Source organism: Lentzea flava (assembly GCF_014648475.1).
GTDB lineage: Bacteria > Actinomycetota > Actinomycetes > Mycobacteriales > Pseudonocardiaceae > Lentzea > Lentzea flava.
On record NZ_BMRE01000006.1, the window covers coordinates 220,197 to 233,855 of the forward strand.

Below are 13,659 nucleotides of genomic sequence, written 5' to 3' on the forward strand. Positions count from 1 at the left end.
CTTCCTCTCTCTTGCGTGCCGGCCTCAGCGCGCAGCATACCCCATGTCGAACAGATGTTCGATCACTGGGCGATCAACACGCCGATCAACTGGCGGCGAGTGCCGCCCGGCCGTCGTCGGTCAGTTCCGCGCAGACGCGCCGGCCGAACGAAGTGGGCTGCGCGGGGCGCAGCAGTCCCGCGTGCACGAGGTCGTGCGTCGCCATCTGGTCGCAGCAGGGCAGTCCGTCGACGTACAGCTCGGGTTCCGTCCCGCCGGTGACCTCGGCACGCCCTGCCGCGACAGCTCGCAGCATCGACCTTGCTCTTCCGCTGAGTTCCATCTCGACCCCCCAGGTGTGGTGTCCGAATCCGCTATCCCCTTTGTCGAAATAGAGGCCGGATTCGTTCCACAAGTACGGGCTCGTTCGGGTTCTTCACTTGTGCGAACGAGGCAAGCATCTCCCACTAGGCCGTTCGGGTCACGAAGACACGCCGGGGAACGAGCGCAAAGCCGGCCGGCGGACCCACAGCGTCCAGGCCGGCCGGTACCCGTGCGAGTACCAGAACGGCGTCGAGCGCGGGTTCGGCAGAGCGTGGTGGAGCAGCGTCGACGCCACTCCTGAGCGGTCGAGCACGTCGTGCACGTGTGCCACGAGAGCGCTGCCCGCACCGCTGCGGCGCGCGTCGGGCCGCACGCCGAGATGGCCGAGATACGCGAACGGGCGACCGGTCGCGTACCGCTCGACCCACAGCGCGTCTTCCGGCATGTCGACGTAGACCATGCCGACGGGCGTGTCGCCGCGGACGGCGAGCCACATCGACTCGGTGGGGCGGTCCAGCACCTCCGCCAGCGCGGTCCGCAGGTGCTGCGCGCTGTTCGGGCGTTCGGAGACCATGCCGAACGCGGCGTCGTACCTGATGGTGTTGAGGTTGAGCTCGACCGCGACGTCCAGGTCGGCGTGCGTCGCTGGCCGGATGCGCACGTCCGACGGCCTGGCTGGAACGGCATGACCGGCGCGGCGCTCGGCGATCACGACCAGCGGCGCGAACCCGTGCCTGACGAGGGGCAGCGCATCGGCGGTCTCGTGGCTCGGCAGTGTCACGATCGCCGCGGTGTCCGGGTCGTCCACGCCGGTGAGCCGGGTCTCCCACTCGTCGAGCAGCGTGGGCAGGTCCCAGCCGGGCTGCCAGGTCAGGCTGTGCGCCCGCAGCGCCGACCACGTCGGCAACAGGGAGTCCTCATCCACCTCGCGGTACGAGAAATTGGCCGTCACGACCTCATCTGAACATGGCAGGGTCGGGTGGGTGGAGATCTACGTGGTGGATTCGTTCACCGACAAGCCCTTCGCGGGCAACCCGGCCGCTGTCGTGCTCCTGACCGAGCCTCGCGACGACGCCTGGATGCAGAACGTCGCAGCCGAGATGAAGCATGCCGAAACGGCGTTCGTCACCCCCGACAACCACCTCCGCTGGTTCACGCCGGAGGTGGAGGTGGACCTCTGCGGGCACGCCACGCTCGCCACCGCGCACGTGCTGGGCGGAGAGCAGAAGTTCACCACGCGTAGCGGGGTCCTCACATGCGTGAACGACAACGGGTGGATCCGGATGGACTTCCCGGCGGACCCTCCAGAGTTGACTGACCCGCCAATCGGACTAGCGGAAGCGCTGCCACATGCGACGATCAAGTCCGTGTCGCGTGGGCGCTTCGACTACCTGATCGAGTTGGAAAGCGCCGCCGAGGTCCGCTCCTTGCGACCGGATGTCCAAGGACTGACACAGATCTCGTCACGCGGAGTAATCGTGACGGCCCTCGGCGACGGCGAGGCTGACATCGTGAGCCGGTGTTTTTATCCCGCCGCCGGCATCCCGGAGGACCCCGTCACCGGTTCGGCCCACTGCACCCTGGCGTCCTATTGGGTGCCTCGGCTTCACCGCGCTGACCTGCTGGCGGAGCAGGCGTCGCCGCGCGGAGGGTTCGTCAGGGCGACCCTTGCCCAAGATCGCGTACTGCTGTCGGGGCAAGCCGTGACCGTGCTTCGAGGGCACCTGAGCGTGTAGCCACGTCTGGGTGAATCGAAGTCACACGGGGTGCTCGACCTGCCATTTCGTCCCCCGAGCGGGGTACATTGGTGCCCCTGGAGGGGTCCTGATCGCCAAGTGCGGGACCCCTCAGTCACGCCTAGAGGTCCCCCCACCCCAGGCCGACGAGGAGGCTGGATGTCCGACCGAGCGTCGGCCCCCGTGTCGGACTCGGCCGCCTGGTCGGCCAAGTCGACCAACCGCGCCTTCAGCGCGTTCGCCGTCACCCTCCTGGTGGCCGGCGTCGTCTGCGCGGGCATGGTCGCTGCCTGGCTCCCCGACAAGGAGAACACCTCTCTCTTCTGGATCGGGCCGCTGCTCGTCGTCGGCTTCCTGCTGGCCGAGCAGCTCGCGATCAACGTCGACGTCCGCAGCGGCGTCGCGTGGACGATCTCCTTCACCGAGATCCCGCTGGTGCTGGGCCTGCTGGTGGCCCCGTTCGAGGTCGTGCTCGCCGCGCACGTGGTCGCGGGCGTGGGCACGTTGCTCGGCAGGCGGATCCTGGACCGCGCCGTCTACAACGCGGGCCTCATGTTCATGGAGATCTCCGTCGCGTTCGCGGTGAAGGAAGCCGTCGACAGGATGGCCGGCGAGAGCGGGCCGTTCTGGGCCGGACCGTTCGTCGGCACGATCACCGTGCCGCTGCTCGCGAGCGTGCTGGGCCTCTGCGCGTTGCGGCTCATGGGCAAGTCGATGCGCGTCGGCAACAGCGTCCGTCTCGTGCTGCAGACGCTCGTCGTGGCGCTGCTGAACACCTCGGCCGGCCTCGTCGGCTACCAGATCGTCTCCACCACCGAGTGGGGCGGCGTCCTGATCGTCCTGGTGCTCGCGGGCATCGTCGCCACCTACCTCGCCTACTCGGGCCTGCTGCGCGAACAGCGCGACCTCGAGGCGTTGAGCGAGGTCAGCCTCCGCGTCGCGAGGTCGGGACAACACGGCACCGGCCCTCGCCAGCCCGACGACGACCTGACGACGGGCGTCGAAGAGGACGAGTGGCAGCAGATCGCGGAACGCATCCGCGAGCAGCTCAACGCCAACAGGGTCGTGCTGCGCCTGCGCACCGACCCGCAGGAAGCCATGATCACCCTCGTCGCCGGCGAACCGCTGCCGGACGAGATGGCGGCGACCGACCCGCGGGCCGTGCGCGAGGACCCGATCCTGCAGCTGCCCGGCACGCACGTCCGCTACTACCGCGTGGCCGACGCGACCGAGGACGTCACCGAGGCCCTGCTGCGCCGCGAAGCGCAGGAGGCGCTGGTCGTCCCGTTGCGCGGCGCGACCCAGCTGCTCGGTGCCGTCGAGGCGCACGACCGGCTGTCGCGCTGGCGCGGCTTCGGCAAGGCGGACATCCAGCTGCTGCGCACGCTGGCCTCGCACCTCGCGACGGCCGTCGACAACCGGCGTCTGCTGGCCAGGCTGCGGCACGACGCCTACCACGACCCGCTGACCGGCCTGCTGAACCGGCCGGGCTTCCGCGAGGCGTGCGCGGAGCCGTTGCGCGACTCCCAGAGGGGAGTGGTGCTGCGGATCGACCTCGACATCCTGTCGACGGTGTCCGATGCGCTGGGCCAGGCCTGGGGAAACCGCATGGTCGTCGCGGCCGGACGCAGGCTGCGCGACGCTCTCGGCGCCGACGTGCCGCTGGCGCGGTTGGAGGGCGGCGCGTTCGCGGCGTTCCTCGACGACTCCCGTGCCGCCATCGCGCACGAGACGGCCGAGAAGCTGCGGGCCGGCCTTTCCGTGCCGTATCCCGTTGATCGGCTCACGGTCGAGGCCTCCGCGGTCGTCGGTTACGCGTCCAAGGCGGACTCCGAGACCGAGGACCCGGATCCGGACGCGTTGCTGCAGCGGGCGGACGTCGCCGTGCGCGCCACGTCGGAAGGCACGCCGGTGAAGGCCTACGCGCCCTCAATGGGCCAGATCTTCCTGCGCCGCTTCCAGCTCGTGACGCAGTTCCGCCAGGCCGTCGAGACCGGCCAGATCTCGGTGCACTACCAGCCGAAGGTCGCGCTGCCGTCGCGTCAGGTCGTGGGCGCCGAGGCGTTGGTGCGCTGGACACATCCGGAGTTCGGCCGCGTCGACCCGGACGAGTTCGTGCCCGCCGTCGAGGCCACCGGTCTCGTGGACGTGCTGACGGACTTCGTGATGGACAGGGCGCTGGAACGCGTGCGGCGCTGGCTCGACCGCGGGCTGCGGATGTCCATCGCGGTCAACCTGTCCGTGCGGACGCTTGGCGACGAGGACTTCCCGAACCGCGTGGCGGCCGCCCTGGAGCGCCACGACGTGCCGTCGGGCCTGCTCACCTTCGAGCTCACCGAATCGGGCGTCATGGCCGATCCCGAGCGCGCGCTGCCGGTGCTGCGGCGCCTGCACGCGATCGGTGTCGTGCTGGCGGTCGACGACTTCGGCACCGGCTACTCGTCACTGGCGTACCTGCGGCAGCTGCCGGTGGACGAGGTGAAGATCGACAAGTCGTTCGTGCTCGGGATGGGCACGGATCTCGGCGACATGGCCGTGGTCCGCTCGATCGTGGAGCTCGGGCACTCGCTCGGCCTCGTCGTGGTGGCCGAGGGCGTGGAGGACGACGCGGCTCGCGACCAGCTGGTCGGGATGGGCTGCGACGTGGCCCAGGGCTACCTGATCTCGCGGCCGCTGTCCGAGGACCGGTTCGAGGCCTGGCTCCGTGCGCGAACGGTGCAGGTCAGGGGTGCGCGCGATGAGACGGTGCTCACCTTGGTGCACTGATCGGCACCCCCGATTTCGTTCTTGGCGCAGGCTTGTTGTAGAGTTCTCCTCGCTCGGCAAGAACGAAAGAGCAAGCCCCTTTAGCTCAGTCGGCAGAGCGTCTCCATGGTAAGGAGAAGGTCTACGGTTCGATTCCGTAAAGGGGCTCCACTACTGGCCGCGGTGCTGAGCATCGCGGCTGTGGTGTGTAAAGCGGTGTAGCTCAGTTGGTAGAGCAAGCGGCTCATAATCGCTGTGTCGCCGGTTCAAGTCCGGCCACCGCTACGTGAGTGGGTGAGGTGTGCTGGCGGAGAGCGCCAGCCGTCCTCACTCCGCCATGATTTTGGGGGCCAAGCCCCCATACCCCCGGGCAGCAAGTTCGTTGCCCACCCCCGCCAGACGGTAAGCCCGGACTGGGTCTCACGGGGTCCATGAGCTCTCAGGAAGGCAAGGACCGTGGCTGCAACCGACGTACGCCCCAAGATCACCCTCGCGTGCGAGGAGTGCAAGCACCGGAACTACATCACCAGGAAGAACCGGCGCAACGACCCGGACCGCCTGGAGATCAAGAAGTTCTGCCCGAACTGCAAGACGCACCGCGCGCACAAGGAAACCCGCTGAGCGCGTAGCAAGGTTTCGCACGAGGCCCGTCCCACGTCTGGGGCGGGCCTCGTCGCATATAGGCTCTTCGGGTGCCTCTCGACCCCTCCTTCATCGGACGCAGCTATCCGCCGTCGCAGCCCTACGACGTGAGCCGCGAGAAGATCCGCGAGTTCGCCGACGCCATCGGCGCCACCAGCCCGGCCTACCACGACGCGGAAGCCGCGAAGGCGTTGGGGCACAGGGACGTCATCGCGCCGCCCACGTTCGCGATCGTCGTGTCGATGAAGACGAACGAGACGGTCATGTTCGACCCGGAGCTGAAGCTCGACTACAGCCGCGTCGTGCACGGCGATCAGAACTTCACCCACCACCGCCCCATCACCGCGGGCGACCAGCTCGTCAGCGTGGCGCACATCGACGCCATCACGTCCCGCATGGGCAACGACATGATCACCGTGCGGACCGAGATCAGCACGGTCGAGGGCGAGCCCGTCACCACCGCCAAGTCGATGCTCGTCGTGAGGGGAGAAGACGCGTGACCGTCGAAATCGGGACCGAGCTGCCGCCGCTGTCCGTCCGCCTCACGCGCGCCGACCTGGTGCGCTACGCCGGCGCCTCGCTGGACTTCAACCCCATCCACTGGAACGAGAAGACCGCGAAGGAGGTCGGCCTCCCGGACGTCATCGCGCACGGCATGCTCACGATGGCCGTGGCGTCGCGGATCGTCGCCGAGTGGATCGGCGACCCCGGAGCGATCGTCGAGTACGGCTGCCGGTTCGGCCGGCCGGTCGTGGTGCCCAACGACGACGAGGGCGCGCTGGTCGAGGTCACCGCGAAGGTCACCAAGGACCTCGAGGACGGAACTGTGAAGGTCAACATCAACGCGGCTTTCGAGGGCAAGTCGGTCCTGACCGGCGCTTTTGCTCGCGTACGTGTTTCCTGACACATGTGATCGGCCACAGTTGCCCGACCCTGATTCGTGTTCTCGGCACTCGTATGGGTAGGCTGTGCGACAGGCCGCTTGAGGAGATGCTTGGGCGGTCTGGTTGGAGTGGTCCGGGCAGGCTCCCGTACACTTCCAATCTTGTGGCCAGGGGGTCTCTCGCAGATCCCGAAGGGGTGTAGCTCAACTGGCAGAGCAGCGGTCTCCAAAACCGCAGGTTGCAGGTTCAAGTCCTGTCGCCCCTGCTGTCGAAGCGTCATGGGTGGAGTGGAGGACGGCATGAGCGAGGGCCGCGAGCAGGACCAGCCGGAGGAGCGCGAAGGCGCTGTCCGGCCGTCCACTGCTGCGGCGCGGCGTGAACGTCGTGCCTCCTCTCGCCCGGCCGCCCGCAAGGACGGCAGCGCTGAGTCGAAGAAGAGCGTCGTCAAGTCCGACTCCTCGGACGAGGACGCGAAGAAGGGTCGCCCGACCAAGACCCGTGAAGGACAGGAGAAGCGTCCCTCGCTGATCGGGCGGTTCTTCCGCTACCTCCGCGAGGTCATCGGCGAACTCCGCAAGGTGATCTGGCCGACGCGCAAGCAGCTCGTCACGTACACCGGCGTCGTCCTGGTGTTCGTGGTGTTCATGGTTGCGCTGGTGTGGGCTCTCGACCTCGGCTTCGGCGCGGCTGTTTTCGAGCTGTTCGGCTGAGCCGGACAGCTGCCGCTGCAATCAGGAAGCGAGATCCACAGTGACCTCCGATAACGGCGTCGACGCCCAGGAGCTGACCGACCTCACCGACGACGAGGTGTCGGAAGACACCGCGGTCGACGAGACGGTCGAGTCGGAGGCCACCGAGGACGCTGCCGACGAGGACGTCGACGTTCTGGCGATCGACGAGACGCCCATCGACGAAGAGATCGCGGACCCCGCCGAAGAGCTGCGTCAGGCCCTGCGCCACGCGCCCGGCGACTGGTACGTCGTGCACTCGTACGCCGGTTACGAGAACAAGGTCAAGGCGAACCTCGAGACTCGTATCCACACGCTCGACATGGAGGACTACATCTTCCAGGTCGAGGTGCCGACCGAAGAGGTCACCGAGATCAAGAACGGCCAGCGCAAGCTGGTGCAGCGCAAGGTGCTGCCCGGCTACATCCTGGTCCGCATGGAGCTCACCGACGCGTCCTGGAGCGCCGTCCGCAACACGCCGGGCGTGACCGGGTTCGTCGGAGCCACCTCGAAGCCCTCGCCGCTCACCATCGACGAGGTGCTGAAGTTCCTGCTCCCGCAGGGTGAGCAGAAGCCCGCCGAGGGCAAGAAGGCCGCCGCGACGGCTGCGCCGAAGCCGACCATCGAGGTCGACTTCGAGGTCGGCGAGTCGGTCACCGTCATGGACGGCCCGTTCGCCACGCTGCCCGCAACGATCAGCGAGGTCAACGCGGACGGCCAGAAGCTGAAGGTCCTGGTGTCGATCTTCGGCCGGGAGACGCCGGTCGAGCTGTCGTTCAGCCAGGTCTCCAAGATCTGAGCGGTTCCCTCTCGCGAGGGGATCGATCGGCCACGCTGCGGCTGGCAGGGCCGCGCGCGGACACCGCAATAACAGGAAGTACGGACAATGCCACCCAAGAAGAAGAAGCTGTCAGCGATCATCAAGCTGCAGATCAAGGCTGGTGCCGCCAACCCGGCGCCGCCCGTTGGTCCTGCGCTCGGTCAGCACGGCGTCAACATCATGGAGTTCTGCAAGGCCTACAACGCCGCGACCGAGTCGCAGCGCGGTCAGGTCGTGCCGGTCGAGATCTCCGTGTACGAAGACCGTTCGTTCGACTTCAAGCTCAAGACCCCGCCGGCCGCGCGCCTTCTGCTCGCCGCCGCTGGTGTCGAGAAGGGCTCCGGCGAGCCGCACCGCACCAAGGTCGCCAAGGTGACCATGGAGCAGGTCCGCCAGATCGCCCAGACGAAGATGGTCGACCTGAACGCGAACGACATCGACCAGGCCGCGAAGATCATCGCCGGCACCGCCCGTTCCATGGGCATCACGGTCGAAGGCTGACCAACACCCTCTTCGAGAAAGCGTGGGAGAGCCGAGCGCGGCTCACGCACCACGAACTGATCCACGGTTAGGAACAGAGTTATGAAGCGCAGCAAGGCCTACAAGGCCGCCGCCGAGCTGGTGGACCGGGAGCGGCTGTACTCGCCGCTGGAGGCCGCCAAGCTCGCCAAGGAAACGTCCAAGGTGAAGCTGGACGCCACCGTCGAGGTCGCGATTCGCCTCGGCGTCGACCCTCGCAAGGCCGACCAGATGGTCCGCGGCACCGTGAACCTGCCGCACGGTACGGGCAAGACCGCCCGCGTGATCGTCTTCGCAACCGGTGACAAGGCCGCCGAGGCCGAGGCCGCCGGTGCGGACGCCGTTGGCTCCGAGGACCTGATCGAGCGCATCCAGGGTGGCTGGCTCGACTTCGACGCCGCGATCGCGACCCCCGACCAGATGGCGAAGGTCGGCCGCATCGCCCGCATCCTCGGCCCGCGTGGCCTGATGCCGAACCCCAAGACCGGCACCGTGACCCCCGAGGTCGCCAAGGCCGTCAACGACATCAAGGGCGGAAAGATCAACTTCCGCGTTGACAAGCAGGCCAACCTGCACTTCGTCATCGGCAAGGTGTCGTTCGAGCCCGAGAAGCTGGTCGAGAACTACGCGGCGGCGCTGGACGAGGTCCTTCGTGCCAAGCCGTCCGCGGCCAAGGGCCGGTACGTCAAGAAGGTCACCGTCTCCACGACGATGGGCCCCGGCATCCCGGTCGACCCGAACCGCACCCGCAACATGCTGGTGGACGAGGCCTGAGCCTCGCGGTTCTACTGCTGTGAAAGGCCCCGGTGCTTCGGCACCGGGGCCTTTTGCTGTCGGTAGTCGCTGGGCGAGACCCCGACCTGCTTCAGGAAGTGGTGCCGGAGGTTGTTCGCCGTGCCGATGCCGCTCAGCCCCGCGATCTTCTCCACCGACAGGTCCGTAGACTCCAGCAACACCTGCGCTCGCGTGATGCGTTCGCCCAGCAGCCACTGCAACGGTGTCGTGCCGGTCGTGGCCTGGAGCCGGCGGTAGAACGTCCGCGGGCTCACGGCGGCACGACGGGCCAGGTCCTCGATCGTCAGCGGTTCGTCGAGGCGCGCGCGAGCCCAGTCGAGCACCGCCGTCAGGCTCTGGTCGTCGCTCGCGGGGACCGAGAGGTCGACGACCTGGCTCCGGCCGCCGGGGCGATGTCCCGGCACGATCATGCGGCGGGCGAGCTGGTTGGCGACGTGGGCGCCCAGGTCGCGGCGCACCAGGTGCAGGCAGAGGTCGAGTCCGGCGGTCATGCCGGCGCTGGTCAGCACGTCACCCTCGTCGACGTAGAGCACCGAGTCGTCGACGTGGATCTTCGGGTACCGCTCGGCCAGCAGGGCCGTGTGCATCCAGTGCGCGGTCGCCCGGCGTCCGTCGAGGAGACCGGCTTCGGCCAGCGCGTACGCACCGACGCATTGCGACACGATGCGCGCGCCGTTGTCGTGGGCCTTGCGCAGGGCCGAGACCAGCTCGGGCGGAACGGGTGCGTTCTCCTCGATGACCTCCTCCGGTACCCACGACACGAAGACGGTGTCCGCGTTCACGACGTCATCGAGTCCGTGGGTCGTGTGCAGGGTGAATCCGGGCCCGGCGCCTCGCGTGTCGCTTCCTGTCCCGCACAACCACAGCTCGTACCAGGGGTCGGCGAGGTCCGGCTGCGGCGTGCCGAACACGGCCGCGGGGATGCCCAGCTCGTAGAGGTCGGCCACACCGAAGTCGCTGGGCACGATCAGGGCCACGGATCCAGCGCTCATGAGATCCAGCCTATGGCAGGAATTTGGCGAAAGGGGTCATTCCGGTCACTGGCTGAGTTGATCGCCCGTGACGAGGCTGAACGCATGACATCGGAAGCGATCACCGTTCTCGGACTCGGCAACCTCGGACGCGCGTTGGCGGAGACGTTCCTGCGCCACGGCCACCCCACCACGGTCTGGAACCGTTCTGCCGCAAAGGCTTCGGGGCTCGCGGCGACCGTGGCGACCACCGCGGCCGAGGCCGTGGCCGCCAGTGACCTCGTGGTCGTGGCCCTGCTCGACCACCAAGCGGCACAAGAGGTTCTGCGTGACGTGGACGTGCGCGGGCGGGCGCTCGTGAACGTCACCTCCGGCACTCCCGAGGAAGCGCGGGAGATGGCCCGCTGGGCGGAGGAGAACGGCGCCGAGTACCTGCACGGCGCGGTGTACGCGGTGCCCCGGACGATCGGCACCGCCGAGTCGTCCATCAACTACAGCGGCTCGTCCGCGGTGCACGAGCGCTGGCAGAAGCAGTTGGCGCTGCTGGGAAAGGTCACGTTCCTGGGAGCCGACGCAGGCCTCGCCTCCGGGTACGACGTGGCGATCCTGTCCGGGATGTACGGCCTGATCGGAGGGTTCCTGCACGGCACGGCGGTGGCGCGCGCCGCCGGCATCAACGCCACCGAGCTCATGCCGATGATGTGGTCCTGGCTGACCGACATGCACCCGGCGCTGATCACGTTCGCGGAGGAGATCGACAGCGGGAACTACGCCGCCGGCGAGTCGAGCCTGGCCATGAACCAGACCGGCCTGGCCATGCTCATCCGTGCCACCGAAGCACAGGGCGTTCCCTTCGCCGCGCTCGGCGAGCTCAAAGCCCTGGTCGATCGCCAGGTCGCGGATGGGCACGGCGAGGAGAGCCTCGCCCGTGCCGTCGAGTCGTTCAGCGGCGTTGCGTCACAACGGCTTGCGGGCTGAAACGTGCTGCAGGGCCCGGTCCATCCGCGCCCTGTCGAGGTGGCGTCTCGAACGGCAGAGCGTGGCCGTCACCGAGACGAATCTCGACGTGCGGACGGTCGTGGAACCGGGCGTTGGCGGCCTCGACCACCTTCGGGTCGATGTCGACGCCGACGACGCGGCCGTCCGTCGTCACGGCGTCGGCCATGGCCGGGATGTCAGCGCCGGGATGGTCCAGGACGGTCAGACCGGGTTCCAGCTCCGGCAGGGTGAGCATGAAACCCAATCAACCACAGGTGCTGGGTGACCAGTCGGTGATGACCCAGCCCGAGCCGACCTTCTCGACGACGAACGTGCCCAGGCGCGGGCCGCCCTCGACGGTCAGTGCGCACGAGTCGATGGTGACCTTCGTGGTGGTCGGGGTCTTCAGCATCTCCGGCGGGAACATGACCTGCTGGTACCTGTCGACGCTGGTCACCTTGGTCTTGAGGTCCTTGACCGCGGCGGCGCAATCGCTTGCGCCGTGGGCGTTCGCGAACTTCTGGCGGGTGTCGTCGCGGAGGAACAGCGTGCAGGCGCGGGTCGTGTCGGCGAACGAGACGTGCTTGTAGAACATGCCCACGGTGCCCTGGAGGCCTGCCGGGGCCTGCAGGCCCTGGGCCGCGCCCGTCACGCCGCCGCTGTCCTGGGCGATGTCGCCAGGGTCGTCGGTGCCGAAGAAGTGGTTGTAGGCCCAGACGATGGAGATGACGACGACCAGCAGGAAGAGGCCGCGCCAGAAGATGCGGCTGCCGAGCACGACGAGCCACCAGCGCTTGCCCTGGGGTTTCGGCGCTTGGGGCGCCTGACCCGTGGCTTCCTGGTAGCGCTGGAACTCCTGGAAGCGCTGGAACTCCTGGAACTGCCTGAACTGCTCCGGGTCCATCTGAGGGGCAGGGGGCTGCGGCTGGCGGGGCGCGAGGTCCTTGCCGGGCTCGTCGGTCACAGGTCACATCATGCCGATTTGGTTCGGCGGACACGACTCGCGTACTCTCATCGGTGGTTCTACCGAAGACCGCTGGTTTTCTCCGCGAGGAGAACGAAGGCCCCGTTGCAACACGGGCGGCCCGCGCAGGGAGGACGAGGCTGGCTTCTTGTTACGCCCCGTGCTGCGCTGCGCGTGGGCGTTTTTGTTGTTTCGGAGCCTTCTCACAGCTGGTGGTCTAACCCAGCCCAGAGAGGAGGCGATCATGGCGAAGCCCAGCAAGGTTACGGCGGTCGCTGAGCTCGCGGACCAGTTCCGCAGCAGCTCGGCAGCGGTTGTCACCGAGTACCGTGGCCTCTCCATGGCGCAGCTCACCACGCTGCGTCGCGCTCTCGGCGCGGGCACCAAGTACACCGTCGCGAAGAACACGCTGGTCAAGCTGGCCGCCGCGGACGCCGGCGTCGAGGGCCTCGAGGCCCTTCTGTCCGGTCCGACCGCCATCGCGTTCGTCGAGGGCGAGCCCGTCGACGCCGCCAAGGCGATCCGCGACTTCGCGAAGGACAACAAGGCCCTGGTCATCAAGGGCGGCTACATGGATGGCCGTCCGCTCTCGGTCGACGAGGTCACCGCGATTGCGGACCTCGAGAGCCGTGAGGTGCTGCTCGCGAAGCTCGCGGGCGCGATGAAGGGCAACCTGGCCAAGGCCGCGGGTCTGTTCAACGCCCCGGCTTCCCAGGTCGCTCGCCTGGCTGCTGCCCTGCAGGAGAAGAAGGCCGCTGCGGCTCCCGCCGCCGAGGCCGACGCTCCCGCCGAAAGCTGATCACCCGAAGACACACCCGACGCTTTCGCGCGGGAGATTAGAAAGGACCGCCGATCATGGCGAAGCTCAGCACCGAAGAGCTGCTCGACGCGTTCAAGGAGATGACCCTCCTCGAGCTCTCGGAGTTCGTGAAGCAGTTCGAGGAGACCTTCGAGGTCACCGCCGCGGCTCCGGTCGCCGTTGCCGCTGTTGCCGGCCCCGCCGCCGGTGGCGCCCCCGCCGAGGAGGAGAAGGACGAGTTCACCGTCGTCCTCGAGTCCGCCGGCGACAAGAAGATCCAGGTCATCAAGGTCGTCCGCGAGGTCGTCTCGGGCCTGGGCCTGAAGGAGGCCAAGGAGCTGGTCGAGTCCGCTCCGAAGCCGCTTCTCGAGAACGTGGCGAAGGACGTCGCCGACGCCGCCAAGGAGAAGCTCGAGGCTGCCGGCGCCAAGATCTCGCTCAAGTGATCTGGGCCCCTTCGGGGGCTGGCGTTCTGCCTTGCAGTGCCTGAACGGGCGTGCACCTTTCAACGGGGGTGCACGCCCGTTTTGCATGTCCGCGACCTTTCTGGGCGCGCTGGGTCCGCATGAGGACTGCTCGGCTTCCCGATTCTCGGGTGTGTGCGGATTCACATTGGACGCGAATTTTCCCGGTTGTCGGGTAGTGGTCCAGGCGTGTCTGACCGTTTTGCGAGGTCACCCTGTGTGGCGTTATCGAAGCGCAACCGCCATTAGGCCAACTGGTGAGTAACCTGCCGCGAACGAACTCGTTGCCCCAGTGTGACGCCGATCGCCGC

General features: G+C 67.9%; 17 protein-coding genes and 3 tRNA genes. 15 read left to right on the forward strand and 5 right to left on the reverse strand.

Going from position 1 to position 13,659, the window contains the following annotated elements; all coding sequences use genetic code 11:
• Positions 1-85: 85 nt before the first annotated feature.
• Entirely contained in the window at positions 86-295 is a 210-nt protein-coding gene (locus IEZ09_RS11680) for a hypothetical protein (RefSeq protein WP_229812460.1), read from the reverse strand.
• A 165-nt stretch (positions 296-460) separates the two neighbouring features.
• Positions 461-1,255: a GNAT family N-acetyltransferase gene (locus IEZ09_RS11685; RefSeq protein ID WP_189253651.1), complete on the reverse strand. Its 795-nt coding sequence runs from the start codon at positions 1,253-1,255 to the stop codon at positions 461-463.
• A 31-nt stretch (positions 1,256-1,286) separates the two neighbouring features.
• Here IEZ09_RS11685 and IEZ09_RS11690 point away from each other — a divergent pair, with 31 nt between their 5' ends.
• The 12 genes from IEZ09_RS11690 to rplA all read left to right on the forward strand — a co-directional run bounded on the left by IEZ09_RS11690 (position 1,287) and on the right by rplA (position 9,151).
• Entirely contained in the window at positions 1,287-2,039 is a 753-nt protein-coding gene (locus tag IEZ09_RS11690; RefSeq protein WP_189253652.1) for a PhzF family phenazine biosynthesis protein, read from the forward strand.
• 159 nt (positions 2,040-2,198) lie between these two features.
• A complete protein-coding gene (locus IEZ09_RS11695) occupies positions 2,199-4,805 on the forward strand; it encodes a putative bifunctional diguanylate cyclase/phosphodiesterase (RefSeq protein WP_189253653.1) in 2,607 nt (868 codons plus the stop codon).
• Positions 4,806-4,879: 74 nt separating this feature from the next.
• Positions 4,880-4,955: transfer RNA gene (locus tag IEZ09_RS11700), tRNA-Thr, on the forward strand.
• Between the two features lie 41 nt (positions 4,956-4,996).
• Positions 4,997-5,069, forward strand: a tRNA-Met gene (locus IEZ09_RS11705).
• 171 nt (positions 5,070-5,240) lie between these two features.
• Positions 5,241-5,405: a 50S ribosomal protein L33 gene (gene rpmG / locus IEZ09_RS11710; RefSeq protein WP_015105301.1), complete on the forward strand. Its 165-nt coding sequence runs from the start codon at positions 5,241-5,243 to the stop codon at positions 5,403-5,405.
• Between the two features lie 71 nt (positions 5,406-5,476).
• Positions 5,477-5,926, forward strand: a complete 450-nt coding sequence (locus tag IEZ09_RS11715; protein ID WP_189253654.1) for a MaoC family dehydratase N-terminal domain-containing protein — start codon at positions 5,477-5,479, stop codon at positions 5,924-5,926.
• Positions 5,923-6,330, forward strand: coding sequence for a MaoC/PaaZ C-terminal domain-containing protein (locus IEZ09_RS11720; RefSeq protein ID WP_189253655.1), 408 nt, complete (start codon positions 5,923-5,925; stop codon positions 6,328-6,330). The genes IEZ09_RS11715 and IEZ09_RS11720 overlap by 4 nt, the downstream gene beginning before the upstream one ends.
• A 172-nt stretch (positions 6,331-6,502) precedes the next feature.
• A tRNA-Trp gene (locus IEZ09_RS11725) sits at positions 6,503-6,575 on the forward strand.
• A 34-nt stretch (positions 6,576-6,609) separates the two neighbouring features.
• Positions 6,610-7,020 carry a preprotein translocase subunit SecE gene (gene secE, locus IEZ09_RS11730; protein ID WP_189253656.1) on the forward strand — a complete coding sequence of 137 codons (411 nt, stop codon included), beginning with the start codon at positions 6,610-6,612 and terminating at the stop codon, positions 7,018-7,020.
• 40 nt (positions 7,021-7,060) lie between these two features.
• Complete coding sequence (gene nusG, locus IEZ09_RS11735) at positions 7,061-7,837, forward strand: transcription termination/antitermination protein NusG (RefSeq protein ID WP_189253657.1); 777 nt, start codon at positions 7,061-7,063, stop codon at positions 7,835-7,837.
• An 87-nt stretch (positions 7,838-7,924) separates the two neighbouring features.
• The gene (gene rplK / locus IEZ09_RS11740; protein ID WP_189253658.1) at positions 7,925-8,359 is read left to right on the forward strand and encodes a 50S ribosomal protein L11; all 435 of its coding nucleotides are present in this window, start codon (positions 7,925-7,927) and stop codon (positions 8,357-8,359) included.
• 81 nt (positions 8,360-8,440) lie between these two features.
• A complete protein-coding gene (rplA, locus tag IEZ09_RS11745) occupies positions 8,441-9,151 on the forward strand; it encodes a 50S ribosomal protein L1 (RefSeq protein WP_189253659.1) in 711 nt (236 codons plus the stop codon).
• A gap of 11 nt (positions 9,152-9,162) precedes the next feature.
• Here the strand turns inward: rplA and IEZ09_RS11750 are convergent, their stop codons facing one another.
• Entirely contained in the window at positions 9,163-10,164 is a 1,002-nt protein-coding gene (locus IEZ09_RS11750; RefSeq protein ID WP_189253660.1) for a GlxA family transcriptional regulator, read from the reverse strand.
• An 84-nt stretch (positions 10,165-10,248) separates the two neighbouring features.
• Between IEZ09_RS11750 and IEZ09_RS11755 the strand changes: the two genes are divergently transcribed.
• Complete coding sequence (locus IEZ09_RS11755) at positions 10,249-11,121, forward strand: NAD(P)-dependent oxidoreductase (RefSeq protein WP_189253661.1); 873 nt, start codon at positions 10,249-10,251, stop codon at positions 11,119-11,121.
• On the opposite strand, the gene IEZ09_RS11760 is transcribed toward IEZ09_RS11755, so the two are convergent.
• On the reverse strand, positions 11,087-11,377 hold the full coding sequence (locus IEZ09_RS11760; RefSeq protein WP_189253662.1) for a methyltransferase domain-containing protein: 291 nt from the start codon (positions 11,375-11,377) through the stop codon (positions 11,087-11,089). The two genes, IEZ09_RS11755 and IEZ09_RS11760, sit on opposite strands and share 35 nt — an antisense overlap.
• A 9-nt stretch (positions 11,378-11,386) precedes the next feature.
• A complete protein-coding gene (locus IEZ09_RS11765) occupies positions 11,387-12,085 on the reverse strand; it encodes a hypothetical protein (protein ID WP_189253663.1) in 699 nt (232 codons plus the stop codon).
• A gap of 244 nt (positions 12,086-12,329) precedes the next feature.
• Here IEZ09_RS11765 and rplJ point away from each other — a divergent pair, with 244 nt between their 5' ends.
• Both rplJ and rplL read left to right on the forward strand, forming a co-directional pair.
• Positions 12,330-12,884, forward strand: a complete 555-nt coding sequence (rplJ, locus tag IEZ09_RS11770) for a 50S ribosomal protein L10 (RefSeq protein WP_189253664.1) — start codon at positions 12,330-12,332, stop codon at positions 12,882-12,884.
• Between the two features lie 56 nt (positions 12,885-12,940).
• Complete coding sequence (gene rplL, locus IEZ09_RS11775; RefSeq protein ID WP_189253665.1) at positions 12,941-13,330, forward strand: 50S ribosomal protein L7/L12; 390 nt, start codon at positions 12,941-12,943, stop codon at positions 13,328-13,330.
• Positions 13,331-13,659: the final 329 nt, after the last annotated feature.